The following is a 24,740-nucleotide window of genomic DNA, read 5'->3' on the forward strand; positions in this document are numbered from 1 at the left end:
GCCAGACGCTCGTAGCGCAGTACGCGGGTAACAACAAAAACAATAAGTGCTTCCAGACCCTGCTCTGGAAGAGGAGTCCACGAATGAAATCATTCAACTTGCTGCTCGGCACCGCCTGCATGGCCTCGATCGGCCTGGCCCAGGCCGCCGAAACCCTTACCGTCGCCACCGTCAACAACGCGGACATGATCCGCATGCAGCGCCATTCCAAGACCTTCGAACAGCAACACCCCGACATCAAGCTCAACTGGGTGGTGCTGGAGGAGAACGTCCTGCGTCAGCGCCTGACCACTGACATCGCCACCGATGGTGGCCAGTTCGACGTGCTGACCATTGGCATGTACGAAGCCTCGCTCTGGGGCGACAAAGGCTGGCTGGCGCCCATGACGGATCTGCCTGATGACTACAACCTCGATGACGTCTTCCCCTCGGTGCGTGAGGGCTTGTCGGTCGACGGCACCCTTTACGCACTGCCCTTCTATGCCGAAAGCTCGATGACCTACTACCGCACCGACCTGTTCGAGCAGGCCGGCCTGCAAATGCCCGAACACCCCACCTGGACCCAGATGGCCGAGTTCGCCGAGAAGCTGCACAAGCCTGGCGAGGACCAATACGGCATCTGCCTGCGCGGCAAGGCCGGCTGGGGCGAGAACATGGCGCTGGTCACCACCGTCGCCAACGCCTTCGGCGCGCGCTGGTTCGACGAGAAGTGGCAGCCCGAATTCGATGGCCCCGAATGGACCAAGGCGGCCAAGTTCTATGTGGACCTGCTCAGCCAATACGGCCCGCCCGGCGCCTCCAGCAATGGCTTCAACGAAAACCTGGCACTGTTCAACAGCGGCAAATGCGCCATGTGGGTCGATGCGACCGTTGCCGGCTCCTTCGTGACCGATGAATCGCAGAGCAAGGTGGCGGACAAAGTCGGCTTCACCTTCGCGCCTCAAGAAACTACCGATAAAGGCTCTGCCTGGCTTTACTCCTGGGCGCTGGCCATTCCTGCTAGCTCGAACAAGCAGGAAGCGGCCAAGACCTTCGCAGCCTGGGCCACCTCGCAGGACTACGCCGAACTGGTTGCCGAAACCGATGGCGTAGCCAACGTACCGCCAGGTACCCGTGAATCGACCTACAGCGACGAATACATGGCCGCCGCGCCGTTTGCGAAGATCACGCTGGAGTCGCTGAAACAGGCCGACCCCGCCTCGCCGTCCGCCAAGCCTGTGCCCTATGTCGGCATCCAGCTGGTGACCATCCCGGAATTCCAGGCCATCGGCACCCAGGTCGGCAAAATGTTCTCCGCCGCGCTGACCGGGCAGATGCCGGTCGAGCAGATGCTCACCGCGGTGCAGCAATCCACGACTCGGGAAATGAAACGCGCCGGATACCCCAAGTAGCCGCCCGAAGGCATCCCTGACGAGGGCTTGCCGAGCCCTCATTGCCTTCCTTCTGCCGGAGCACCCTTCATGGCCACTACTACGACAATTCCGACCCAGGCCAGCGTCACCCCCGCCTCACCAGCGCCCGTCGAGCGCCGCCGGCGGAGGTTGGCACCGAGCTGGTTTCTCGTCAGTCCGTCCGTTGCGCTGTTGCTGCTGTGGATGCTGGTTCCGCTGTCGATGACCGTCTATTTCTCGGTGATCCGCTACAACCTGCTCTATCCCGGTGAGAACGATTTCGTCGGGCTGGAGAACTTCCACTACTTCCTGACCGACGCCGGCTTCATCCCGGGCATGACCAATACCCTGATCCTGGTTGGCAGCGTGCTGCTGATCAGCGTGGTACTCGGCGTGCTCATCTCCGCATTGCTGGAGGCGGCGGACTTCGCGGGGCGCGGGATCGTCCGCGTGCTGCTGATCTCGCCGTTCTTCATCATGCCGACCGTGAGCGCGCTGGTCTGGAAGAACCTCATCTATCACCCGGTCTCGGGCATTCTCGCCGCGCTCTGGAAGTTCTTCGGCGCACAGCCGGTGGACTGGCTCGCACAGCATCCGCTGGCGTCCATCGTGATCATCGTGTCCTGGCAGTGGCTGCCCTTCGCGATCCTGATCCTGATGACGGCCATGCAGTCCCTCGATCAGGAACAGAAGGAAGCCGCTCGCCTCGATGGTGCCGGCCCCATCGCGATCTTCTGGCACCTGACCCTGCCGCATCTGGCACGCCCGATAGCGGTCGTGGTGATGATCGAAACCATTTTCCTGCTTTCGGTATTCGCCGAGATCTTCACCACCACCAGCGGTGGTCCCGGCTACGCATCCACCAACCTCGCCTACCTGATCTACAACCAGGCGCTGCTGCAGTTCGATGTCGGCATGGCCTCGGCCGGCGGCCTGATCGCGGTGGTGATCGCCAACATCGCGGCGATCATCCTGGTGCGGATGCTCGGCAAGAATCTCACCGAGAAATATTGAGGACAGACCGATGCTGACGCTCAAACAAAGTCGCCGCCTCAACACCCTGGTGGTCGGGCTGTTCGCCTGGGCCGTGGCGCTGTTGCTGTTCTTCCCGATCTTCTGGATGCTGCTGACCAGCCTGAAGACCGAGATCGACGCCTTCGCCACGCCGCCGCAGTTCATCTTCACACCGACGCTGGAAAACTACCTGCACATTCAGGACCGCAGCGGCTACTTCAAGTACGCCTGGAACTCGGTGACCATTTCCTTCGGCGCGACCGCCCTGGGCATGCTGATCGCCATTCCCGCCGCGTATTCGATGGCCTTCTACGAGACCAAGCGCACCAAGGGCACGCTGCTCTGGATGCTCTCGACCAAGATGCTGCCGCCGGTGGGCGTACTGGTGCCGATCTACCTCTTGGCCAAGCAGTTCGGCCTGCTCGACAGCCGCGCGGTGCTGATCATCATCTACACGCTGATCAACCTGCCGATCCTGGTGTGGATGATCTACACCTACTTCAAGGACATCCCCCGCGACATCCTCGAAGCGGCCCGCATGGACGGTGCCACGCTGCTGCAGGAGATGCTCCGCGTGCTCCTGCCGATCAGCAAGGGCGGGCTCGCCTCGACCATGCTGCTGTCGCTGATCCTGTGCTGGAACGAAGCCTTCTGGTCGCTGAACCTGACCTCGTCCAACGCCGCGCCGCTGACCGCGCTGATCGCCTCCTACTCCAGCCCCGAAGGCCTGTTCTGGGCCAAGCTCTCGGCCGTCTCCACCCTCGCCTGCGCCCCCATCCTGATCTTCGGCTGGATCAGCCAGAAGCAGCTGGTGCGCGGCCTGTCGTTCGGCGCCGTGAAATGAGCGCCGCCGCGGCCTTAACAAGATCGACAAGAATAAAAGGATTCGAACATGGCAGACCTGAAGATCCACAATCTGAAGAAAGGCTTCGACGGCAACGAGATCATCAAGGGCATCGACCTGGACATCCGCGACCGTGAATTCGTCGTCTTCGTCGGGCCGTCCGGCTGTGGGAAGTCCACCCTGCTGCGCCTGATCGCCGGGCTCGAGGAGGTCAGCAGCGGGCGGATCGAACTGGACGGGCGCGACATCACCGACCTCAGCCCGGCCAAGCGTGACCTGGCCATGGTGTTCCAGACCTACGCGCTCTACCCGCACATGACGGTGCGCAAGAACATGTCCTTCGCTCTGGACCTGGCCGGCGCCGACAAGCAGGAAGTGGCGCGCAAGATCGAAGCGGCCGCGCGCACCCTGGAGCTGGAACCGCTGCTCGAACGCAAGCCACGCCAGCTCTCCGGCGGCCAGCGCCAGCGCGTCGCCATCGGCCGCGCCATCGTGCGCAACCCCAAGGTGTTTCTCTTCGATGAGCCGCTGTCCAACCTCGATGCCGCACTGCGTGTGCAGATGCGCCTGGAGCTTTCGCGCCTGCACCAGGAACTGCAGGCCACGATGATCTACGTGACCCATGACCAGGTCGAGGCCATGACCCTGGCCGACAAGGTGGTGGTGCTCAACGGCGGGCGCATCGAGCAGGTCGGCTCGCCCATGGAGCTTTATCACCATCCGGCCAACCTCTTCGTCGCGGGCTTTCTCGGCACGCCGAAGATGGGCTTTCTCAAGGGCCGCGCAAGCCGTGTCGAAGCCAGCGGCTGCGAAGTCGAGCTCGACGCCGGTTGTCGTCTGTTCCTGCCGGTGAGCGGCGCCACGCTGAAGGCGGGCGATCCGGTCACCCTCGGCATCCGCCCGGAGCACCTCAACCGCGGTAGCGAAGGCAACTGCCAGTTGACCGTGAAGGCCGACGTCAGTGAACGACTGGGCAGCGACACCTACTGCCACGTCGTCACCCGCAACGGCGAGCAGCTGACCATGCGCATTCGTGGCGACTTCACCCCGCGCTACGGCGAGTCGCTGTCGCTGACGCTGGAGGCCGCCCATTGCCACCTCTTCGACAGCAGTGGTCAGGCGGTCGGCCAGCCGCTCCAGCAGGTGGCCTGACGCCCGACGTCGCGCCCAGCTCTTCCAACGGCAGGTCGCTGCGCCCGTAAAGGCAGCGATCCCGCCCCCGGCTTTTCCACATTCAAGCCCAGCGAGGCCCGAGATGAAGTTGAAAGAAGCGAATCTGCCACAGCTGCCGGCCCCTATCGCGCGCCCCGACTACCGCCTGGCCGAGGTCACCACCGGCATCGCCCACATCGGCGTGGGCGGTTTTCACCGCGCCCACCAGGCGGCCTACACCGATGCGCTGATGAACACCGGCGAGGGGCTGGAATGGGGCATCTGCGGCATCGGCACACGCGCCGAGGAACGCTCGATGCGCGACGCACTAGCCTCGCAGGACTATCTCTACACCCTGGTCGAGCTCGACGACCGGCCTGACACCGAGGTCCGGGTGATCGGCAGCATCCGCGACATGCTGCTGGTGGGCGAGGATGGTTCCGAGGCGGTGGTTGCCCGCCTGGCCGATCCGGCGATTCGCATCGTCTCGCTGACCATCACCGAGGGCGGCTATTGCCTGGACGACAGCACCGGCCAGTTCAATGCGCAACTGCCGCAGATTCAACATGACCTGCAGAACCCGCGCAGCCCGGTCAGCGTGTTCGGCCTGCTCTGCGCGGCGCTGGCCAAGCGGCGCGGCGACGGCGTCGGGCCCTTCACGGTGATGTCCTGCGACAACCTCCCCCACAACGGCGACGTGACCCGCAAGGCCACGCTGGCCTTCGCCGGCCTGGTCGACCCCGACCTGGCCCGCTGGATCGAGCGCAACGTCAGCTTCCCCAACGCCATGGTCGACCGCATCACGCCGATGACCAGCACGGCGCATCGCCAGGACCTCAAGCGTCAGCACGGCCTCGATGACGCCTGGCCGGTGGTCTGCGAACCCTTCGTGCAATGGGTACTGGAAGACCGCTTCGTTGCCGGCCGTCCGGCCTGGGAAAAGGTCGGCGTGCAGTTCACCGACGACGTTTCGCCCTACGAGGAGATGAAGATCAAGCTGCTCAACGGCAGCCACCTCGCGCTGACCTACCTCGGCTTCCTGCGCGGTTATCGCTTCGTCCACGAAACCATGGCCGATCCGCTTTTCGTCGAGTACATCCGCCGCTACATGGACGAGGACGTCACTCCGCAACTGGCGCCCGTGCCAGGCATCGATCTCACCCGCTACAAGCAGACCCTGATCGAGCGCTTCTCCAACTGCGCCATCGCCGACCAGCTGGAGCGGGTGTGCTCCGACGGCTCGTCGAAGTTTCCCAAGTTCAGCGTGCCGACCATCAACCGCCTGATCGCCGATAACGCCGCCCTGGACCGGGCCGCCCTGGTGGTTGCCGCCTGGGCGCTGTATCTGCGGGGCGTCGATGAAAACGGCGAGCGGTACCGCATCCCCGATCCGCGCGCGGATTTCTGCCAGTCTCTCGTCGCGGAAGACGACGGCCTCGCCGAACGCCTGCTCGGGCGCGAGGAGATCTTCGGCACGCAGATTCCACGTTCGCTCGCCTTCCGCGATGCCTTCGAGCGCAACCTGCTGCGACTGCGCACGCTGGGGGTCAGCGGCACCCTTGATCTGTTGCTGACGCAGTGAGGGGCCCGGCATGTTTCTCGGAATCGATTGTGGCACCCAGGGCACCAAGGCGCTGTTGCTCGACGCCAGCAACGGGCGCGTGCTCGGCCAGGGTTCGGCCAGCCACGATCTGATCAGCGGGCCCAACGGCCGGCGCGAGCAGGACACCGAGCAGTGGACCGCCGCCTTCGCCAGCGCTACCGCGGCAGCACTGGCCGAGGCCGGGGTCGACGGCGATGCCGTGCTGGGCATTGGCGTCTCCGGGCAGCAGCATGGCCTGGTCACGCTCGATGCCGCGGGCCGCGTCTTGCGCCCGGCCAAGCTCTGGTGCGACACGGAGTCGGCTACGGAGAATCAGCGCCTGCTCGACTGGCTGGGCGGTGAACAGGGTTCGCTGCAGCGCCTCGGTATCGTCATCGCGCCGGGCTACACGGTTTCCAAACTGCTGTGGATGAAGGAGCAGCACCCCGCGCTGTTCGCACGCATCGCCCATGTCCTGCTGCCCCACGACTACCTCAACTACTGGCTGACCGGACGGTGCGCGAGCGAATACGGCGATGCCTCCGGAACCGGCTATTTCGACGTGCGTACGCGGCAATGGGCGCCCGACATCCTGCGCCATATCGATGCCGACGGCCGTCTGGAGGCCGCGCTGCCCGAGCTGATCGAGTCCCACCAGCCCGTCGGCCGCATCCGGCCCGAGCTGGCTGCCCGACTGGGGCTCAGTCCGCATGCCATGGTGGCGAGCGGCGGTGGCGACAACATGATGGGGGCCATCGGTACCGGCAATATCCGCCCCGGTGCCATCACCATGAGCCTGGGCACCTCCGGCACGCTCTACGCCTTTTCCGGCGAACCCCGTATCAGCCCGCAGCCGGCGGTGGCTACCTTCTGCTCGTCCAGCGGGGGCTGGCTGCCGCTGATCTGCACCATGAACCTGACCAGTGCCAACGCAGCAATGCGTGACCTGCTGGAGCTTGATCTGGAGGCGTTCAACGCGCTGGTGGCGCAAGCGCCGATCGGCTGCGAGGGCGTCACCATGCTGCCCTTTCTAAACGGTGAGCGCGTCCCCGCCCTGCCCCAGGCTAGCGCCAGCCTGCACGGCCTGACTGCCGACAACCTGAGCCGCGCCAACCTCTGCCGCGCCGTGCTCGAAGGCGTGACCTTCGGCCTGCGCTACGGGCTGGACCTGCTGCGCGAAAGCGGCATTCGCAGCGAGCGGATCCAGCTCATCGGCGGCGGCGCGAAGAACCCGCTGTGGCGACAGATCGTCGCCGACATGATGGCCACGCCGGTGGTCTGCACCCGCCACGGCGAGGCCGCGGCGCTGGGCGGCGCGATCCAGGCGGCATGGTGCCATGCGCGACAGCAGGAGCCCGACGCCAGCCTCGAAGCCATCTGCTCGCGCTGCGTCAGTCTGGACGAGGACACCGCGGTCGCGCCGGTCGCCGAATCGGTTCGAGCCTATGAACAAGCCTATCGGCGCTATCGACAGCTGGTGGCCAGCACTTACGGTGGGCAGACACCACCGGAGCTGACGCCTGTCGCCTCCTGAGGCGTCGCTCGGTTACAGGCCAACGGTCATAAAAAAGCAAAGCCACAGTGTGTGGCTTTGCCTTTGGTCCTTTCCCCGGGACGACGCCTTAGCGGCTGCGCAGCGCCTCGCGCGGCACGTACTTGCCCAGTTCGTGACGGGCGATGGCCACCCGGTGCACCTCGTCCGGGCCATCGGCCAGGCGCAGCGTGCGCTGCATCGCCCACCAGTGTGCCAGAGGGAAGTCATCGGAAACCCCGGCGCCGCCGTGGATCTGAATGGCGCGATCGATGACCTTCAGCGCGACGTTGGGTGCGACCACCTTGATTTGCGCGATCTCGCTGGCGGCGATCTTGTTGCCCACGGTGTCCATCATGTACGCCGCGTTCAGTGTCAGCAGGCGCGCCATATTGATCTCGATGCGGCACTCGGCGATGTGGTCGAAGTTCGCGCCCAGCCGGGCCAGCGGCTTGCCGAAGGCGGTACGGCTGACGGCACGTTCGCACATCAGCTTCAGTGCGCGTTCCGCGACACCGATCGAGCGCATGCAGTGGTGGATGCGGCCCGGGCCGAGACGCCCCTGGGCGATCTCGAAGCCGCGGCCTTCACCGAGGATGACGTTCTCGTACGGTACCCGCACGTTTTCCAGCAGCACTTCCGCGTGGCCGTGCGGGGCGTCGTCGTAGCCGAACACCAGCAGCGGACGCAGTACCTTGACGCCGGGGGTGTCCATCGGCACCAGGATCATCGAGTGCTGGGCGTGGCGCGGTGCATCCGGGTTGGTCAGGCCCATGAAGATCATGATCTTGCAGCGCGGGTCGCAGGCGCCGGAGGTCCACCACTTGCGCCCGTTGATGACCCACTCGTCACCCTCACGTACCGCGCGGGCTTGCATGTTGGTGGCGTCGGACGAAGCCACGCCCGGCTCGGTCATGCCAAAGGCCGAACGGATTTCGCCAAGCAGCAGCGGTTCCAGCCACTCGCGCTTCTGCGCCTCGCTGCCGTAGCGCACCAGCACTTCCATGTTGCCGGTGTCCGGTGCCGAACAATTGAACGCTTCCGGGCCGAGCCCCGAGCTGCCCATGATTTCCGCCAGCGGTGCGTATTCGGTGTTGGTCAGGCCGGCGCCCAGTTCCGATTCCGGCAGGAACAGGTTCCACAGCCCCTCCGCCTTGGCCTTGGCCTTCAGCTCCTCGACGATAGCGGTCGGCTGCCAGCGGTCACCTTCAGCGACCTGCTGGTAAAACACCTTTTCGGCGGGATAGACATGGGCATCCATGAACGCTTGCACGCGCTCTCGCAGCTCTTGAACCTTGGGGGAATAGGCGAAATCCATGGGCGATAACCTTCTGGCAGGTAATGTTTTGTAATTTTGAATGCTAGAGGAGGCTTGTGGATTTATCGAAGCTATTTTCCTCGTGTATAAACATTCATCACCGATATATGATCGGCGAATTCCGATACACGCCAGAGAGCACAACAATGAACCTGAACAAGGTCGATCTGAATCTATTCATTGTCTTCGACGCTATCTACACCGAGGCCAACCTGACCCGCGCCGGGCAGATCGTCGGCATCACCCAGCCCGCCGTTTCCAACGCCCTCGCCCGCCTGCGCGAGACGTTCAACGATCCGCTGTTCGTGCGTACTGCACAGGGCATGGTGCCGACGCCAATGGCCCAAAACATCATCGGCCCGGTGCGCAATGCGTTGCAGCTGTTGCGGGTGTCGGTGCAGGAAAGCCGTACCTTCAACCCGGCGCAGGCGAACAAGACCTTCCGCATCAGCATGACCGACCTGACCGAGGCGGTCGTGCTGCCGCCGCTGTTCCAGCGACTACGTCGCCTGGCGCCGAACGTGAAGATCGAAAGCATGCTTGCCAAACGCCGTGAGACCACCAAGGAACTGGCAGCCGGCCGCCTGGACTTCGCTATGGATGCCCCGCTGAATACCGACCCGCAAGTGCGCCACGTCAAATTGCTTGAAGACCGCTATGTCTGCGCCATGCGCCGTGGGCATCCGCTGGCCAGGGACAAGCTCAGCGTCGAGGAGTACCTGTCACTGTCGCACATCCATATTTCCAGCCGGCGCAGCGGTCTGGGCATGGTCGATCTGGCGCTTGGCAAAATGGGGCAGCAGCGCAAGATCGCCCTGCGCTCACAGCACTATATGATGGCCACGCAAGTGATCCAGCAGACCGACATGGCGGTTACCGTTCCCGAGCGATTCGCCCGCCGGCACGATCTGCATCAGATCCCCCTTCCCGTGGAGATCCCGCCGCTGGAAACCCACATTTACTGGCATGAGAGCACCGACCAGGACCCGGCCAACCGCTGGATGCGCGAGCAGATGATTGAAATCGCGCAGCAGGTCACTGCAGCGCAGCAGGCCGAGTGATCTGTCGTCGACACACGGCTGACCACGCCGGCAGGAGCGACGCTTGCCGGCTCTGCATCAAGCGCTCTCGCGCATCACCACCTCGAAGCCCACATCGATCCGCCGTTGCGGCGGAGACTCACCTCGCATCAGGCCAAGCAGCATCTGCCCGGCCAGCTTGCCAATTTCGCCTCGAATGGTGCGAACCGTGGTCAGCGCCGGATGCATCCAGGCTGCCGCAGGCAGATCGTTGAACCCCGCGATCGCCAACCGCGCCGGCACCGGTATTTCCAGCTGGCGGGCCCGGAACAGCGCACCGAGGGCCAGGTCGTCGTTGTTGAAAAAAATCGCATCGATCTTTGGGTGCTGCGCCAGCAACCGGTCCAGTAATTCGGCGCCCAGCCCGATCGACGACACCTGCGGCGTCAATAACTCCAGAGCCGCATCGTAACGCGAAGCCTCGCGCATCACCTGTCGATAGCCTTCGGCGCGCTGCAAGGTGCGCGGGTCCAGCTGAGCGGCAGCGAAGGCGATGTTGCGATAGCCGCGCTCCAGCAGGCTTCGCGTCATCGCCGCCCCTGCCTCCTGCTGGGAAAAACCGACGCAGTACTCCTCATCGGCATCACTCAGCTCCATCAGGGTTACGATCGGGCTTGTGTAGCTGCCGAGCACTTCGCGCGCGGCGTCGCTGCGCTCGAAACCCGTGACCAAAAGCCCGGCTGGCTGATGCGCCAGATAAGCGCGCAAGAGGCGCTCGTCTTCCTCGGGATGGTAGTGACTAACGCCGATCATCAACTCGTAGCCCGCCGGCATCAGCACGCGCTGAATGGCTTCGACGGTATCGACGAACACGGCGTTCGACAGCGAGGGGATGATCACTGCCACGAGGTTAGATCGCGCACTTGCGAGGTTCCGTGCCGCCGTATGCGGGACGTAACCCAGGGTCTTGACTGCCGCCATGACGCGCTCACGAAGCGCATCGGACACGCGCTCGGGTTGTGAAAGCGCACGCGAAGCAGACATCAGCGAACAACCGGCACTGCGGGCCACGTCGGACAACGTGGCTCGCTCCAGCGAGCGGCGACGGCGAGAGCTCATAAGGGGATCCAACAGCGAGGAATACAGCTACTAACGGGACGGCGCCCCCGAAGGGGCGCACCAGCCTACTTCGGTGCCTTGGCGATCTCTGCCTGGACCTCGTTGAACAGCGGCTCACCGACGGTATCGACGACGGTCTGGATTGCCGGCTTGGCCTGCTCACGCATACGCTGGATTTCTTCCGGGCTGACCTTGTTGACCTGCATGCCCTGTTCCTTGATCTTGGCCAGCGCCTCCTGAGCTTCGGCACGGGTGTCCTGACGCTCCGAGTCACGCGACTTCTTGGCCGCATCCATGATGATCTTCTGCTCGGTCTCGGACAGGCCATCCCACCAGCGCTTGGACGCCGTGACGATCCAGGGGCTGTAGACGTGGTTGGTCACGCTCAGGTACTTCTGCACCTCATAGAATTTCGAGGAGAGGATGGTGTTGTAGGGGTTTTCCTGACCGTCGACCGCCTTGGTTTCCAGTGCCGTGAACAGCTCGGAGAACGGCAGCGGGACGGCGTTGGCGCCCATCTGCTTGAAGGTGTCGATGAATACCGGGTTTGGCATCACGCGCAGCTTGATGCCGTTGAAATCTTCCATCTTCTCGACCGGACGCACATTGTTGGTCAGGTTACGGAAGCCGTTTTCCCAGTACACCAGACCCACCAGGCCTTTCTCTTCCAGCGCGTCCATGACCTTCTGACCGACCGGACCGTCCAGTACGTAGTCCGCCTGCTTTTCACTCTCGAACAGGAAAGGCGTATCCCAGACCGCCATTTCCTCGGCGATGCCCACCAGGGTTGCTGTCGAGCCCACCATCATTTCCTGGGCGCCACCCATCAAGGCGTTCTGCATCTGATCATCAGAACCCAGGCTGGCGGAGCCGAACGTACGGACCTTGAGCTTGTTGTCCGATGCCTTGGCAATCTCCTCGGCGAGTACTTTGGCTGCACGGCCCTGATTGCTGTCTTCATTGAGTCCGTAACCGAAGCGGATCATCCGTGGACGGATATCGTCGGCTGCCTGGACAGTGACTGCCGAGATGGCGCTGCCAAGCGTCGTGGCAGTCAGTGCGGCTATAAGAAAACGTTTCATGCTGTCGTACCTTTCTTGTTGTGGATGAGTGGGTGAATTGCTGGTCGCGCTCCCGTCACCGTAGCCATTGCAGCGGCACGGTGATGATCGACGGCACCGCGATCAGCAAGATGACGATGGCCAGGTAGATGGCAAAGAATGGGGTCACGCCGCGCACCAGGGTTTCCATGCGCAGCCGCCCTATCCCACCGACGACGTTCAGTACTGTGCCGACAGGCGGGGTGATGAGTCCGATGGAGCCGATCAGGACGAACATTACGCCGAAATACACGGGATCGATGCCAGCCTTGACGGCAATCGGTGCAAGCACTGGCCCGAGAATCAGGATCGTCGGGGTCAGGTCGAGCACCATGCCGATGGCGATCATCAGCACCATGATGGCGACCATGAGCAACTTGGGATCTTCTGCCAGCGGGCCGAGCATCGAGGCGATTTCGTCCGGCAGCTGGGCCAGGGTGATCATGTAGGCAGAGACAATCGCTGCGGCACAGAGGAACATCACCGAAGCCGTCGTGCGGCTGGCACGGGTCAGTACCTCGATCACGCCGGCCCAGCTCAGTTCACGATAGAGCAGCGTCGACACGGCCAAGGCATAGACCGCTGCCACGACCGCCGCCTCGGTCGGCGTAAAGAGGCCGAAACGCAAGCCGCCGACGATGATTACCGGCAGCATCAGAGCAGCCGCTCCATCTACCAGCGCCTTGCGCCGCTCAGCTCCGGTTGCCTTCGCCTGTGGCGGTTCTTCGATCTTGCGCGCAATCAGCGTCCAGGCCACGACCAGGCCGGCCCCCATGATCAGCCCTGGAACCATACCAGCCAGGAACAGCTGACTGATCGAGGTGTTGGTTACGACGCCGTAGATAACGAATGGCATCGACGGCGGGATGATCGGCGCGATGATGCCGCCGGCAGCTACCAGTCCCGAGGATGAGCTCAACGGGTAGCCGCGCTCACGCATCATCGGCAGCAGCAGGGTTGCCAGAGCCGCGGTATCGGCCAGCGCCGAGCCGGACATGCTCGCCAGCAGGACCGACGCGGCGATTGCCACGTAACCGAGGCCACCGCGCTTATGGCCGAAATAGGCCTGCGCCATGTTGATGATCCGGCGGGAAATGCCCCCAGCATTCATCAGTTCGCCGGCCAGGATGAAGAACGGCACTGCCAACAACGGAAAGCTGTCGGCACCGGCCTGGAGATTCTGCGCCAGTAGCTGGACATCCCAGAAGTCCAGATACCACATCAGCACCGCGCCGGTGAGGATCAGCGCGAAGGCGATCGGCATGCCGAACGCCATGAAGCCAAACAACGACGATAAAAAGACGACGACAGTCATGTACGGTCCTCGGGCGGGCTGGTGCCCTTGTTGTTATCGGAAAATCAATCGGCCGTTACATTGGCTTCGGCGACGTTCGAGCGCGACTGACGACGCCAGACATTGACCAGCTGAATCAAGGCCAGGACGGTCAGTGCAACCATGCTGGCCATGACTGGAAGCATCGCGACAGCCAGCGGGTAGCCCACCACGGGGCTGCTGATGGTCCAGCCGAACCCCATCTGGTTCCACCCGCCCAGCGCAGCCAGGCCGCTGGCCACCGCCACCATGATCCAGCTGACCGAATCGACAATACGGCGAGCCAGACGAGGGAATCGGTCGCGAATCATGCTGAAGGCCATCAGTTCGCCGCGGCGCATGCTGGACGCCACACCGACGAATACCAGCCAGACGAAGGCCAACCGCGACAGCTCTTCGGCGCCGGTCCAGCCGGTGCCAAAGGCGTAACGCAGCACCACGCTGCTGAACACCACGACGACCATGAATGCCAGCAATGCAGCCATCAGCCAGTCCGTGATCCGGTCGAAGCCAAGCGCAAGTTTGCCGCCGTAGATTGGCGGAGTGGTCAGCTCGGCACCCTTTGGTTCGACATGCTGATCGCCTGGCTGGCCGGATTTGTTAGCGCTATCAAGCGGAGCCGCGGAAAGGTTCTCCCTGGCGTTGATGGCCAGGTTGCCGTTCTGGTTCATCCAATCCGTTATCTCGACGAGGACCACTTCGCGTGGCTGGCTTGCATCCACAACGAGTACGCCCGGCTCACCTTCCGGCGATTCAAGGGTCGCGAACTGGCTATCCACCAGTGAAATCGGCATGAAATGTCCGGCGCGGCCGCCGACGCGCTGAACGGCCGTGTCGTAATCGATGGACAGATGGGCGAAGCGCAAACCCGGCACCGCACTACGCAGCAGGTCGCGATATCGGGACTTGAGGGCTGAGCAGGCAAGGACAAAGCCAACATCGTCAGCGATGGCGTGCTGCATCTCGACGACCAGTTTCTGCAGCCACTCGACACGATCGGCATCGGACAACGGCGTACCGGCACGCATGCGTGCGACGTTTTCCTCAGGGTGGAAATGGTCGGCTTCGATATGGCGAAAGCCCAGTGCATCGGCAACGGCATGGCTGGTTTCGGTCTTGCCCGAACCACTGACGCCCATAATCACCAATGCTCGGCAGCTAGCTGAAAAATCGCTGTGGGATAGGGAATCCACTGCTTGGTCTCCGGCAGCATCAAATGTGCTGCATTATGTTTGTTGGGCACGATGGTAGCGCTAACATCCAAGCATCATAACTACCGTTCGTCGGACCGTCTTGCGGCAGGACGGTCAAATCTCCTGATTTTCCCGCTTCGGTTTACGGGCTGCCTGACTACAATCGCGCCGCACCCGAGGAGATAGACAATGCCAAAAGCCATGGCCCGCCACATCCTGGTCAAGACCGAAGCCGAAGCCGCGCAGCTGAAAAAGCGCATCGCCAATGGTGAAGCCTTCGATGTGCTGGCGAAGAAGTTTTCAACCTGCCCATCAGGCAAGAAAGGCGGCGACCTGGGCGAGGTCCGTCCAGGGCAGATGGTGCGCAGCATTGATCAGGTGATATTCAAGAAGCCGCTGCGCGAGGTACACGGCCCGGTCAAAAGCCAGTTCGGCTATCACCTGGTGCAGGTGTTCTACCGTGACTAGGCGTCAGTCGCCTTTGCCGAAGCGCTGCAATTGCATCTCGCGCAAGCGGCTCAGGGTTCGGCGATAAGCAAAGGACAGATAGCCCTCGGCGTATAGCTCATCCAAGGGCACCCGCGCCTCCAGATACAGCGGCACCCGACGGTCATAGCACTCATCCACCAGCGCAATGAAACGCCGGACACTGTCATCCTGGGCTGCAAGCGTTGGCAGTACTCGATCCCCTGCAGCCACCCGCGACACGCCATCTTCGGTACCTCGGGCAATGCGCCCCTCCCGCAGTTCACCGCCCAGTTTCGGCACTTCACCGAGCAGGATTGCCAGATAGCCATCACACAGCTCGATGAAGTCGAGTGCCGAGAAAGGCTGGCCGCAAAGATCGGCGAAGCGGCACCAGATGACCGACTCGCTGCGCCGGACGACCTTTAGCAGGCGACGGCCCAAGGGCACGGGCTCAACCGTAGTCGCCCCAACCGCCCACCTGTCGAACACCGAGCGCAGCGCTCCCTCGTGCCCCGGATCACTGATCCAATAACGTTGCTCCGCCATACCGGGACGCTGGCGATGATCTGCGCCCCCATCGACCTTGATACCTTGATGATCTGCATGTGCTGCTCGATGGCGCCTATGGCCGGCAGAAAGCGTTCGCGATTGAATCCATCGGCATACAACTGATCAGGCGGCTGATTCGAGGTAGCGACAATCACCACGCCCTGTTCGAACATCTCCTGAAACAACCGCCCCAGTATGATCGCATCGCCGATGTCGCCAACGAACAGCTCGTCAAAGCACAGCACCCGCACCGATTCACTCAGCTCGCGCGCCAACGCTTTCAGCGGGTCGGCGGTGCCGTTGAGCTGAAACAAGCGCATGTGCACCCAGCGCATGAAGTGGTGGAAATGCTGGCGCCTCGCAGGCACCACCAGGCTGCGATAGAAGATGTCCATCAGCCAGGTCTTGCCACGCCCGACCGGGCCCCACAGGTAGACGCCTTGCGTGACGCCGCTGGTTTCAGGCTGCTGCAGCGCCTGCTGACAGTCATTCAATCGCTCAACAGCAGCCAGCTGCGCCGCGTCGCTGACGAACCCGTCGCTCGACATCACCTCGTGGTAACGCTCAAGCGTAGTGGCGTGGGGCATGTGATCAACTGCCGGAAAGAAAAGATCCCAATGGTAGCGCAGGGCCCAATCAGGCGAAAACGCGAGGCGGCGACTGGTGTATCTGTTACAGGTAGAGCCGCTCTGGTCGGAGCGGCGCGATCCTCAATGGTGATGTTCGGCCTTGCGGAAGCTCAGGGAGGTGAACATGCCGCGCACGCGTGCGTCCGGGTCCTTACTGGGAACACTGGTCGATGCACCGATTACGTTGAATTCGCGGTTGCGCACCGGTACTACAGCCTTACCCTGAGCGTCGGTGGTCGCCACCACCTTGTCCGGATCGTTAATGTAGTCGCCGATCAGTTCGATGTCCGCGGCAGGTTTCCCGTCGACCAGCACCTGCACAGGCAGCGAATCACCGACCCCCAGGGTCAGCGGATCGACCTGAGGGACGATGACCAGCTTGAGCTTGTCCAGTGCCGGCAGCGTGGCGCCCTCCTCCAGCACAGCAAGGCTGTACTTGTAGTAACGCCCGGAATCCAGCGCACCGGCTACCTGGGTTTCGCCAACGTTGACCCAGGTCTTGTCCGGCGCTTGCGTCCAGTAACCGTTGTCCAAAGCCACGCTGACAATGGCTGGTGTCTCCAACGGCTTCAGACGTGCATGATCGTTCAGCCGTTCGACCGTTACCGGAATTCGTCCACCATGGCGATCGGTTGCCCAGGCGCCGGTGATCTTGCTGGCATCGTAAGCATCGTCTTCAGCGCCGTGGCCATAGATCACTTCGATATTGCCGCGGCGCTCTTCGGTCCACATGCCGTGAGCCATGGCCTGGCCCGTTATCAGCACTGCCACCATTGCAGCGGTGAATTTGGCGTGTCGCTTGTTCATGGTTTTTCCTTATGTGGATGAATATTCAGAGATACAACGACAGGTTAAGGCTGAGATTCCGAGGATCGCCTGGCATCACCCAAACGTTGCTGTAGGAGCGCTCGTAGTAGGTGCGGTCGAAGAGGTTGTTGAGGTTCAGGCCGAGAGTCAGGTTCTCGCTGGCCTTGTAGCGCGCCAGTAGATCCACGGTGGTGTAGCCCGGCAGTTCGAAACCGCTATCCGAGACATTGCCTGAGCGATCGCCGACGTAATTGACGCCACCACCGAGCTCGAGGCCTCGCAGGCCGCCGTTTAGGAACTCGTACACTCCCAACAGGCTGCCGCTGTGCTCAGGCACGTTGAGCAAGCGGCTGCCACGCGCGAGGGTGTTGTCCTCGGTCACTTCGGCATCGACATAGGCGTAGGCGCCGATCAGCCGAACCTCGTCGGTCAGCTGGCCGGTTAGTTGCAGATCGATACCGCGACTGCGCACTTCTCCCGCGGCGATCTGATAGGTGGAGTCAGCCGGATCGGCCGTGAGCACGTTTTCCTTGGTCAAGTGGAACGCCGCGATGGTCATGCCCAGACGGCTATCGAAGAGATCGAACTTCACTCCCGTTTCGTAACCGGTGCCCTCCTCCGGATCGAACGAAGTTCCGGTGCCTGGGCGTGGCGCGCCAGTGTTGGGTTTGAACGACCGCGAGGCGTTGGCGAATACACCGACTTCTGGCGTGAGCTGGTAGAGCGCGCCAATCCGCGGCGTGACCTTTTCATGCGTCTGCTCGGCGCGCGAGCCGGTAACTTCGTTATCCAGCCGATGCTCGTAGTGGTCGTAGCGCGCACCGACGACGCCAAAAAGCTTTTCGCTGAAGCGCATCTGGTCCTGCAGGTTTAGCGAGCGGGAATGGACCAGCTCGTGGCGATCGGTGCTGCGCGCGGGATTGAATGAGGGGCGCGGTTGCCCGTAAACCGGCTCATAGATGTCGATCCGTGAGATCGCCGAGGAACGCATCAGGCGCTCATCCTTGGCATAACGCTCGTATTCGGTACCGATCAGCAGGTTGTGCTCGACGTCGCCCGTGTAGACCAGACCGCGCAGTTCCAGCTGGGTGATGCTGTCCTGCCAGTCGAAATCGCGATAGCGATAGTCGCGGTTGAGAGTGCGCGCATCTGCAGCAAGGATACTGGCCTCGGTGGCGCCACCGCTCAGGCGTCCTTGCTTGTAGTGACTGGCCAGCCGGACCGTCCAGCTGGCATTGAGGTCATGCTCGATCTCGGCTTGCAGGCTCTCGTTGTTATTGTCGATCTCACCGTCGCGGGGTTCTCCGAAAAAGTCGGAGCGCGAGACGCTGCCAAGGTGGTCGTCCGGCGCAACCACACCGCGGTCGAATATCTGGCTGCTGCGGATGACTTCGGCCTGCACCAGCAGGCGCGTCTGCGGCGTCAGTTCCCAGCTGAACGCCGGCGCAAAGAACTGACGCTCGCTGTTGCGGTAATCGCGGAAGCTCTTGTTGTCCTCCACCGCGAGATTCATGCGGTAGAGCAGAGTGCCTTCGTCATCCATGGGCGTGTTGACGTCCAGGCTACTGCGGTACCGGTCCCAGCGGCCGGCGCTCAGGTCCAACCGTGCGAACCGGTCGCTCAGCGGACGCTTGCTGACGATGTTGATGGTCCCGCCTGGATCACCTCGGCCATATAGGCTGGACGCCGGCCCTTTGAGTACGTCGATACGCTCGACGCTGGAAGGATCCTGCGGATTCATGTAGCCGCGGTTGACGCTGAAGCCGTCCTTGTAGAACTCCGAGGTGGTCAGTCCGCGGATGCTGTATTGGTACATGGTCAGGCCGCCGAAGTCGTTCTGACGCGCTACGCCGCCGGCATAATCCAGGGCCTTTTCGATACGGGGGCTGTTCAGGTCCTCCAGGACGGTGGCAGGAATAACGCTTACCGCCTGCGGCACTTCCTCCAGCGGACTGTCGGTTTTGGTCGCACTGGACGACCGTCGGGCGCGGTAGCCCTTGGCCCCACCTTCCTGGCGATCAGCCGTGACCACCACCTCTTCCAGTACCGTCGTCTCCGCTTCTTGCGCCAATACCGGCAGCGTCATCATCGCGCTTACTGCTGCCATTCCGATAAAGCCTGCTGACACCTTGCTGCTAGTCATGATGCTTCCAATCAAACGTTATACCGTAACATTTGATAGAAGCATTTCCAGGCTGTCAAGGTTGCTGCCTGGCGTGATCCATGGCAGTCGACCTACGAACAGGAAGCTATGGCGATCCAAGGCGCTGTTGAATCAGCCTCAACCGCACTACAATGCATGCCCTTTTTATGCAACCGCCTCTTGTACCGGCAGCACAGCCGGGCCTGGTCGCGCCTGGATCGGCAGACGATCCGCTTCGAACTCCCAGGAAAACGCTTTGATCTCTACCGCTAACATAACCATGCAGTTTGGCGCCAAGCCGCTGTTCGAGAACGTTTCCGTCAAATTCGGCAACGGCAATCGCTACGGCCTGATCGGCGCGAACGGCTGCGGCAAGTCGACCTTCATGAAAATTCTCGGTGGAGATCTGGAGCCGTCGGCCGGCCAGGTCATGCTCGAGCCCAACGTGCGCCTGGGCAAACTGCGCCAGGATCAGTTCGCCTACGAAGACTTCAATGTCATCGACACGGTGATCATGGGTCACGAGGAGCTATGGAAGGTCAAGGCCGAGCGCGAGCGCATCTACTCGCTGCCGGAAATGAGCGAGGAAGACGGCATGGCCGTCGCCGAGCTGGAAACCGAATTCGCAGAGATGGACGGTTACACCGCCGAATCCCGTGCCGGCGAGCTGTTGCTGGGCCTGGGCATTCCGCTGGCACAGCACTTCGGTCCGATGAGCGAAGTGGCCCCAGGCTGGAAGCTGCGCGTGCTCCTGGCCCAGGCGCTGTTCTCCGATCCGGAAGTCCTGTTGCTGGATGAGCCGACCAACCACCTGGATATCAACACCATTCGCTGGCTGGAAAACATCCTCACGGCGCGTAACAGCACCATGATCATCATCTCTCACGATCGGCACTTCCTGAACAGCGTATGCACCCACATGGCTGACCTCGATTACGGCGAGCTGCGGCTGTTCCCTGGCAATTACGATGAGTACATGACCGCGGCGACTCAGTCCCGCGAACAACTGCTGGCCGATAACGCCAAGAAGAAGGCGCAGATTGCCGAACTGCAGACCTTTGTCAGCCGCTTCTCGGCCAACGCGTCGAAAGCCAAGCAGGCTACCTCCCGCGCCAAGCAGATCGACAAGATCCAGCTCGCCGAGGTCAAACCATCAAGCCGCGTCAGCCCGTTCATTCGCTTCGAGCAGACCAAGAAGTTGCATCGCCAGGCCGTAACCGTCGAGAACATGGCCAAGGGTTTCGATGGCAAGACCTTGTTCAAGAACTTTAGCTTTACCGTCGAAGCCGGCGAGCGGGTCGCCATCATCGGGCCGAACGGAATCGGCAAGACCACACTTTTGCGCACTCTGGTCGGAGAATTGCAGCCGGATGCAGGCTCGGTGAAATGGACCGAAAGCGCCGACCTTGGCTATTACGCGCAGGACCATGCGGATGATTTCGAAGACGACGTCACGCTGTTCGACTGGATGAGCCAATGGACCCAGGGCGGCGAGCAGGTGGTGCGTGGCACCCTGGGCCGCATGCTGTTTTCTAACGATGAGATACTCAAGTCTGTACGGGTGATTTCCGGTGGTGAGCAGGGCCGCATGCTGTTCGGCAAGCTCATCCTGAAAAAGCCCAACGTGCTGGTGATGGACGAGCCGACGAACCACCTGGACATGGAGTCGATCGAGGCTCTCAACCTGGCGCTGGAGAACTATCCTGGCACGCTGATCTTCGTCAGCCATGACCGGGAATTCGTGGGCTCCCTGGCAACACGTATCGTGGAATTGTCAGACACGGGCGTAACCGACTTCAGCGGCACCTACGATGACTATCTGCGCAGCCTTGGTGTGATCTGACCGCGGCAATCCACTATAGCCCCGCACTATGCGGGGCTTTTTTTCGCCCAAGCTATTTGCATAAACGCCAGGCGAGCCCGGATTAGACACCTGGCTAACAGCTTATCGCAGCCATCTGGATGAACCCCGGATTTCTAGCCGGCCGCCGTACTCCAGTCAATCAGACTGAACTGCCAGGTTGCCAGGATGAGGATGCCGAAGATGATGCGGTACCAGGCAAATGCCGCGTAGCTGTGGTTGCCGATGAACTTCAGCAGCGCCCTGGCTGCCAGCATTGCAAACACGAACGAAGTGACAAAGCCGATGGCAAATACCGGGAAATCACCCGGCTGAAACAGCTCGCGGTATTTGTAGCCTGAGTAGACCGCAGCGCCAACCATGGTGGGCATGGCCAAGAAAAAGGAAAACTCTGTTGCCGCCTTGCGTGAAAGGCCAAACAACAGCCCGCCGATGATAGTTGCCCCGGAACGTGATGTGCCTGGAATCAGCGCCAGGCATTGAGCGAAGCCGACCTTCAGGGCGTGAGTCCAGCGCATGTCATCGACGGTTTCGGCTTGCACTTCATGCTGGCGCTTTTCCGCCCACAGCATCACTACCCCGCCGATAACCAAAGCCGTAGCCACAGTGATTGGATTGAACAGATAGTGGTGAATCAAATCGGCGAAGGTAACTCCCAGCAGCACGGCCGGAAAAAACGCGACCAGCAGATTTACCGTGAACTTCTGCGCTTGCCTCTGCTTTGGCAAACCTGCCACTACGTCGACGATTTTCAACCGGTACTCCCACACCACAGCCAGGATGGCGCCAAGCTGAATGATGATGTTGAACGCCAACGCGCGTTCGCCGCCGAAACCTATCAGGTCCGCAACGATGATCTGATGACCTGTGCTCGATATCGGCAAAAACTCGGTAACGCCTTCAACTACTCCAAGAAGCAATGCCTGAAAGGCAATCCAAAGATCCATCTATTCTCCGATAACGGTGCAAGTCACCGCGCCTGAATCATGCAAAGAAAGGTAAATATCAGATAGCCATCTGAGCGCTGATCTGACCTGTTTGTGGTGACTAAATTCACTGCTTTGAGATGAGTACCCTCAACATTTCTGCGCTACAGCCGAAACCCTACCCAACAGGCTGCGACAATCGACCGCGGCCACATCTGTAGCCATGGGTAGACCGGATCGCCGCGCTCCACCTGTCAACAAGGTCTTGAAAGGAGCCAGCGAGCCCATGAATATGTTAAGAAATTTCCCGATAAGCAAACGCCTATGGCTGATTCCGCTTGTTGCCGTCGCCATGCTGTTCATGCTTGGCTTGTTGATGATTCAACAAGTCCGCAGCGACCTGTACAAGGGGAAACAGGTCATGACCCAGAACATTGTCGAGACGGCGCGCGGCGTACTCACTTATTACCAGCAATTGGAGGCAAACGGCAGTATGAGCACTGCCGAGGCGCAAAAGGCTGCGATGGACCAGGTCCGCCTGATTCGCTATGGGCAGAATGACTATTTCTGGATCAACGACATGCAGCCGGTGATGATAATGCATCCGATGAAGCCGGAACTTGAAGGTCAGGACCTATCCAACACCAAGGACCCGAACGGCAAAGCGCTATTCAACGAAATGGTCAAGGTAGCGAAGCTCAAAGGCGCGGGTCTGGTGGACTACCAGTGGGCAAAGCCGGGCGAAAAGAACCCGGTACCGAAAATTTCCTATGTCGAGCTGTTCAAACCCTGGGGATGGATAATCGGATCGGGAATCTACGTGGATGACGTCGAAGCAGAGTTCCAGAGGTACCTGGTGCACTTTTCCCTTATAGGGCTCTCGATAGCGGCTTTGATGGCTGCAATGGTAGCCGTGCTCATCCGTAGCATTACTCGACCTCTGCGCCGCTCAATGCAGGCGATGGCGAATATTGCCAGCGGTGAAGCTGATCTCACTCGCACCTTGGACGTGTCTGGGAATGACGAACTGACCACGCTGGGTCGCGACTTCAACACATTTACCCAAAAGCTACGCACAGTCATTGGCCAACTACTCGAGACAGCCGGCTCATTGGAACGATCCTCCGATGCACTTGGCGGGCTCGCTGGTCAGGCCCATACCCAGAGCCAGCAACAATCTCAGCAGATGGAACTTGTCGCCACAGCCGTCAATCAAGTGACCTATGCGGTGCAGGAAGTTGCAAAAAATGCTGAACATGCCTCCACCGAGGTGGGCGATGCAGAAAAACAGGCGGGTCTCGGGCAGCACAATATCGAAGCCAGTCTGCGACAGATAGACCAGCTCTCCAGCACCATTGGCGAGGCTGTTGGCGTCATCCAGTCGCTAGCCGATGAAACCACCAAGATCGGATCGGTACTCGAAGTGATCGGCTCGATTGCCGATCAAACCAATCTTCTGGCGCTTAACGCAGCCATCGAAGCAGCCCGGGCCGGCGAGCAGGGACGCGGATTTGCGGTTGTGGCCGATGAAGTTCGGCTACTGGCTCAGCGCACCCAGACTTCGACTGCCGAGATACATACGATGATCGAGCGTCTGCAGAAAAATTCCGGCGCGGCGGTGACTGTCATCATGGAAAGCAATCGAGCTTCTCAGGCGACGGTCGAACAGGCCAGCCAAGCCGGTGAAAGCCTCGCTCAGATCGCCCAGGCTCTGCGTAACCTGTCGGGACTTAACGCCTCGATCGCCAGTGCGACGCTGCAGCAGACTCACGTAGTGGAGGATATCAATCAGAACGTTACCCAAGCTGCTGCGCTGGCTTTGGAAAGCACACTGGCTGCTGAGCAATCAAGCGCTGCCGGCAGCGAGCTTGGCGAATTGGCTGAACAGCTGAACCGTCTGTTGCGCCAATTCAAGGTGTAGATCGCGCGATTGGCATCGCTTCTTCCAGGAGATCCCGGACGGCCCGCCCTCTTAAGAGGGCGGGCCGTTTTGCACCCGGAACCTGCGGCTTTTCGTCGCGGCCAGCTGTGCCGAAGTTAAGCGGCATAACTGTCGCACCATGTCTTTTATTGCGTTACCAGCCCTGGAATGGGCCTCGGCGGCCATACAACCCATCGTTTGGTGCACCCTAGCCGGCTTATACCTTCGGCTAATTGCAAATTTCTTACGCAGTTACGAACTCTGGATGTGACTTATCAGTCCCCTGTGTACATCAATGGAATGTAAGGCCAACGCCAGCGACCAGAACGGCAGGCCAATTCCGTATTTTGGGTACCACACAGAGAGACACGCCCCATGACCAGCCCCCTTCGCTTCAACGACGCCCTTCTGATCACCGACCGCGCGTTCAAGCCCTTCCAGTGCGTTGCCTGGACGCTCATGGAAGGAAATGGTGAACTCAGCATCACGGTCGTGGATGGCAGCGAGTCCCGCCCTGTAGGGCATTGCAAGCTGTCCAGCAGCGTTTATTCTGACCCGGTCAAACTTGGCGAGACACTCCAGCAGGCTCGTGCGGACCTGAGTCGTCAGGGCATGCTGCTGGCTCCGTGGCAGATGCCTGCCTGAAGATGCGGTTCGTTCGCCTGCATTGCACAACTTTGCAGGGATACGGATAGCGTTCGACAGATCATCGCCAACATGGGCTCGCGTCTCGTGTTGGTGCATGGAGCGATCGCAACCCCAGTAACGGCCGCCAACTCCGCCAGCATCAATACCTCGCCAGCGCATAGCTGGATTGGATCCGATGCAAAGAGCGTTGGC

General features: G+C 61.4%; 19 protein-coding genes and 1 pseudogene. 11 read left to right on the top strand and 9 right to left on the bottom strand.

The features are described from left to right. The first annotated feature begins 119 nt into the window (after nucleotides 1-119). The 6 genes from AC4LFW_RS08145 to xylB all read left to right on the top strand — a co-directional run bounded on the left by AC4LFW_RS08145 (nucleotide 120) and on the right by xylB (nucleotide 7,517). Nucleotides 120-1,391, top strand: a complete 1,272-nt coding sequence (locus AC4LFW_RS08145) for an ABC transporter substrate-binding protein (protein ID WP_491820169.1) — start codon at nucleotides 120-122, stop codon at nucleotides 1,389-1,391. A 69-nt stretch (nucleotides 1,392-1,460) separates the two neighbouring features. Then, nucleotides 1,461-2,405 (top strand): carbohydrate ABC transporter permease, encoded by a 945-nt coding sequence (locus AC4LFW_RS08150; protein ID WP_491818586.1) that lies wholly within the window; start codon nucleotides 1,461-1,463, stop codon nucleotides 2,403-2,405. 10 nt (nucleotides 2,406-2,415) lie between these two features. After that, the gene (locus tag AC4LFW_RS08155; protein ID WP_011913322.1) at nucleotides 2,416-3,249 is read left to right on the top strand and encodes a carbohydrate ABC transporter permease; all 834 of its coding nucleotides are present in this window, start codon (nucleotides 2,416-2,418) and stop codon (nucleotides 3,247-3,249) included. Between the two features lie 48 nt (nucleotides 3,250-3,297). After that, nucleotides 3,298-4,401, top strand: coding sequence for an ABC transporter ATP-binding protein (locus tag AC4LFW_RS08160; protein ID WP_491818587.1), 1,104 nt, complete (start codon nucleotides 3,298-3,300; stop codon nucleotides 4,399-4,401). 103 nt (nucleotides 4,402-4,504) lie between these two features. Next, entirely contained in the window at nucleotides 4,505-5,983 is a 1,479-nt protein-coding gene (locus AC4LFW_RS08165) for a mannitol dehydrogenase family protein (protein ID WP_491818588.1), read from the top strand. A 10-nt stretch (nucleotides 5,984-5,993) separates the two neighbouring features. Beyond that, the gene (gene xylB, locus AC4LFW_RS08170; protein WP_491818589.1) at nucleotides 5,994-7,517 is read left to right on the top strand and encodes a xylulokinase; all 1,524 of its coding nucleotides are present in this window, start codon (nucleotides 5,994-5,996) and stop codon (nucleotides 7,515-7,517) included. 88 nt (nucleotides 7,518-7,605) lie between these two features. On the opposite strand, the gene AC4LFW_RS08175 is transcribed toward xylB, so the two are convergent. Continuing rightward, a complete protein-coding gene (locus AC4LFW_RS08175) occupies nucleotides 7,606-8,832 on the bottom strand; it encodes an acyl-CoA dehydrogenase (RefSeq protein ID WP_491818590.1) in 1,227 nt (408 codons plus the stop codon). Nucleotides 8,833-8,978: 146 nt separating this feature from the next. On the opposite strand from AC4LFW_RS08175, the gene AC4LFW_RS08180 reads away from it, so the two are divergent. Further along, a complete protein-coding gene (locus AC4LFW_RS08180; RefSeq protein WP_491818591.1) occupies nucleotides 8,979-9,893 on the top strand; it encodes a LysR family transcriptional regulator in 915 nt (304 codons plus the stop codon). 57 nt (nucleotides 9,894-9,950) lie between these two features. On the opposite strand, the gene gntR is transcribed toward AC4LFW_RS08180, so the two are convergent. From gntR to AC4LFW_RS08200, 4 genes are all read right to left on the bottom strand, one after another. After that, on the bottom strand, nucleotides 9,951-10,970 hold the full coding sequence (gene gntR / locus AC4LFW_RS08185) for an HTH-type transcriptional regulator GntR (protein WP_491818592.1): 1,020 nt from the start codon (nucleotides 10,968-10,970) through the stop codon (nucleotides 9,951-9,953). Between the two features lie 65 nt (nucleotides 10,971-11,035). After that, entirely contained in the window at nucleotides 11,036-12,052 is a 1,017-nt protein-coding gene (locus AC4LFW_RS08190) for a TRAP transporter substrate-binding protein (RefSeq protein ID WP_491818593.1), read from the bottom strand. A 55-nt stretch (nucleotides 12,053-12,107) separates the two neighbouring features. Beyond that, complete coding sequence (locus AC4LFW_RS08195) at nucleotides 12,108-13,385, bottom strand: TRAP transporter large permease (protein ID WP_491818594.1); 1,278 nt, start codon at nucleotides 13,383-13,385, stop codon at nucleotides 12,108-12,110. Between the two features lie 44 nt (nucleotides 13,386-13,429). Next, nucleotides 13,430-14,542 (bottom strand): gluconokinase, GntK/IdnK-type, encoded by a 1,113-nt coding sequence (locus tag AC4LFW_RS08200; RefSeq protein WP_491820170.1) that lies wholly within the window; start codon nucleotides 14,540-14,542, stop codon nucleotides 13,430-13,432. Nucleotides 14,543-14,785: 243 nt separating this feature from the next. Between AC4LFW_RS08200 and AC4LFW_RS08205 the strand changes: the two genes are divergently transcribed. Further along, on the top strand, nucleotides 14,786-15,064 hold the full coding sequence (locus AC4LFW_RS08205; RefSeq protein ID WP_491818595.1) for a peptidylprolyl isomerase: 279 nt from the start codon (nucleotides 14,786-14,788) through the stop codon (nucleotides 15,062-15,064). A gap of 3 nt (nucleotides 15,065-15,067) precedes the next feature. Here the strand turns inward: AC4LFW_RS08205 and zapE are convergent. The 3 genes and pseudogenes from zapE to AC4LFW_RS08220 form a co-directional block, all read right to left on the bottom strand. After that, nucleotides 15,068-16,200: pseudogene (zapE, locus tag AC4LFW_RS08210) on the bottom strand (cell division protein ZapE). A 123-nt stretch (nucleotides 16,201-16,323) separates the two neighbouring features. Then, a complete protein-coding gene (locus AC4LFW_RS08215; protein WP_491818596.1) occupies nucleotides 16,324-17,049 on the bottom strand; it encodes a DUF4198 domain-containing protein in 726 nt (241 codons plus the stop codon). Nucleotides 17,050-17,074: 25 nt separating this feature from the next. Then, nucleotides 17,075-19,156 carry a TonB-dependent siderophore receptor gene (locus AC4LFW_RS08220; RefSeq protein ID WP_491820172.1) on the bottom strand — a complete coding sequence of 694 codons (2,082 nt, stop codon included), beginning with the start codon at nucleotides 19,154-19,156 and terminating at the stop codon, nucleotides 17,075-17,077. 292 nt (nucleotides 19,157-19,448) lie between these two features. On the opposite strand from AC4LFW_RS08220, the gene AC4LFW_RS08225 reads away from it, so the two are divergent. Next, nucleotides 19,449-21,035, top strand: coding sequence for an ABC-F family ATPase (locus tag AC4LFW_RS08225; RefSeq protein ID WP_491818597.1), 1,587 nt, complete (start codon nucleotides 19,449-19,451; stop codon nucleotides 21,033-21,035). 134 nt (nucleotides 21,036-21,169) lie between these two features. On the opposite strand, the gene AC4LFW_RS08230 is transcribed toward AC4LFW_RS08225, so the two are convergent. Next, entirely contained in the window at nucleotides 21,170-22,000 is an 831-nt protein-coding gene (locus AC4LFW_RS08230) for an undecaprenyl-diphosphate phosphatase (RefSeq protein WP_491818598.1), read from the bottom strand. Nucleotides 22,001-22,265: 265 nt separating this feature from the next. Between AC4LFW_RS08230 and AC4LFW_RS08235 the strand changes: the two genes are divergently transcribed. Together AC4LFW_RS08235 and AC4LFW_RS08240 are read left to right on the top strand one after the other, a co-directional pair. Next, on the top strand, nucleotides 22,266-23,900 hold the full coding sequence (locus tag AC4LFW_RS08235) for a methyl-accepting chemotaxis protein (RefSeq protein ID WP_491818599.1): 1,635 nt from the start codon (nucleotides 22,266-22,268) through the stop codon (nucleotides 23,898-23,900). 375 nt (nucleotides 23,901-24,275) lie between these two features. Further along, the gene (locus AC4LFW_RS08240) at nucleotides 24,276-24,545 is read left to right on the top strand and encodes a hypothetical protein (RefSeq protein WP_491818600.1); all 270 of its coding nucleotides are present in this window, start codon (nucleotides 24,276-24,278) and stop codon (nucleotides 24,543-24,545) included. The last annotated feature ends 195 nt before the right edge of the window (nucleotides 24,546-24,740 follow it).

It is taken from the genome of Stutzerimonas sp. C6.4V (assembly GCF_058536345.1).

Excerpts from the sequence above, each read along its gene's own strand:
- AC4LFW_RS08215 (WP_491818596.1), bottom strand. The coding sequence starts at position 17,049 with ATGAACAAGCGACACGCCAAATTCACCGCTGCAATGGTGGCAGTGCTG.
- AC4LFW_RS08240 (WP_491818600.1), top strand. The coding sequence starts at position 24,276 with ATGACCAGCCCCCTTCGCTTCAACGACGCCCTTCTGATCACCGACCGC.
- AC4LFW_RS08175 (WP_491818590.1), bottom strand. The coding sequence starts at position 8,832 with ATGGATTTCGCCTATTCCCCCAAGGTTCAAGAGCTGCGAGAGCGCGTG.
- AC4LFW_RS08160 (WP_491818587.1), top strand. The coding sequence starts at position 3,298 with ATGGCAGACCTGAAGATCCACAATCTGAAGAAAGGCTTCGACGGCAAC.
- AC4LFW_RS08150 (WP_491818586.1), top strand. The coding sequence starts at position 1,461 with ATGGCCACTACTACGACAATTCCGACCCAGGCCAGCGTCACCCCCGCC.
- AC4LFW_RS08180 (WP_491818591.1), top strand. The coding sequence starts at position 8,979 with ATGAACCTGAACAAGGTCGATCTGAATCTATTCATTGTCTTCGACGCT.
- AC4LFW_RS08190 (WP_491818593.1), bottom strand. The coding sequence starts at position 12,052 with ATGAAACGTTTTCTTATAGCCGCACTGACTGCCACGACGCTTGGCAGC.
- AC4LFW_RS08200 (WP_491820170.1), bottom strand. The coding sequence starts at position 14,542 with ATGGGCGTCAGTGGTTCGGGCAAGACCGAAACCAGCCATGCCGTTGCC.
- AC4LFW_RS08155 (WP_011913322.1), top strand. The coding sequence starts at position 2,416 with ATGCTGACGCTCAAACAAAGTCGCCGCCTCAACACCCTGGTGGTCGGG.
- AC4LFW_RS08220 (WP_491820172.1), bottom strand. The coding sequence starts at position 19,156 with ATGGCAGCAGTAAGCGCGATGATGACGCTGCCGGTATTGGCGCAAGAA.
- xylB (WP_491818589.1), top strand. The coding sequence starts at position 5,994 with ATGTTTCTCGGAATCGATTGTGGCACCCAGGGCACCAAGGCGCTGTTG.
- AC4LFW_RS08235 (WP_491818599.1), top strand. The coding sequence starts at position 22,266 with ATGAATATGTTAAGAAATTTCCCGATAAGCAAACGCCTATGGCTGATT.
- AC4LFW_RS08195 (WP_491818594.1), bottom strand. The coding sequence starts at position 13,385 with ATGACTGTCGTCGTCTTTTTATCGTCGTTGTTTGGCTTCATGGCGTTC.
- AC4LFW_RS08205 (WP_491818595.1), top strand. The coding sequence starts at position 14,786 with ATGCCAAAAGCCATGGCCCGCCACATCCTGGTCAAGACCGAAGCCGAA.
- gntR (WP_491818592.1), bottom strand. The coding sequence starts at position 10,970 with ATGAGCTCTCGCCGTCGCCGCTCGCTGGAGCGAGCCACGTTGTCCGAC.
- AC4LFW_RS08145 (WP_491820169.1), top strand. The coding sequence starts at position 120 with ATGGCCTCGATCGGCCTGGCCCAGGCCGCCGAAACCCTTACCGTCGCC.
- AC4LFW_RS08165 (WP_491818588.1), top strand. The coding sequence starts at position 4,505 with ATGAAGTTGAAAGAAGCGAATCTGCCACAGCTGCCGGCCCCTATCGCG.
- AC4LFW_RS08230 (WP_491818598.1), bottom strand. The coding sequence starts at position 22,000 with ATGGATCTTTGGATTGCCTTTCAGGCATTGCTTCTTGGAGTAGTTGAA.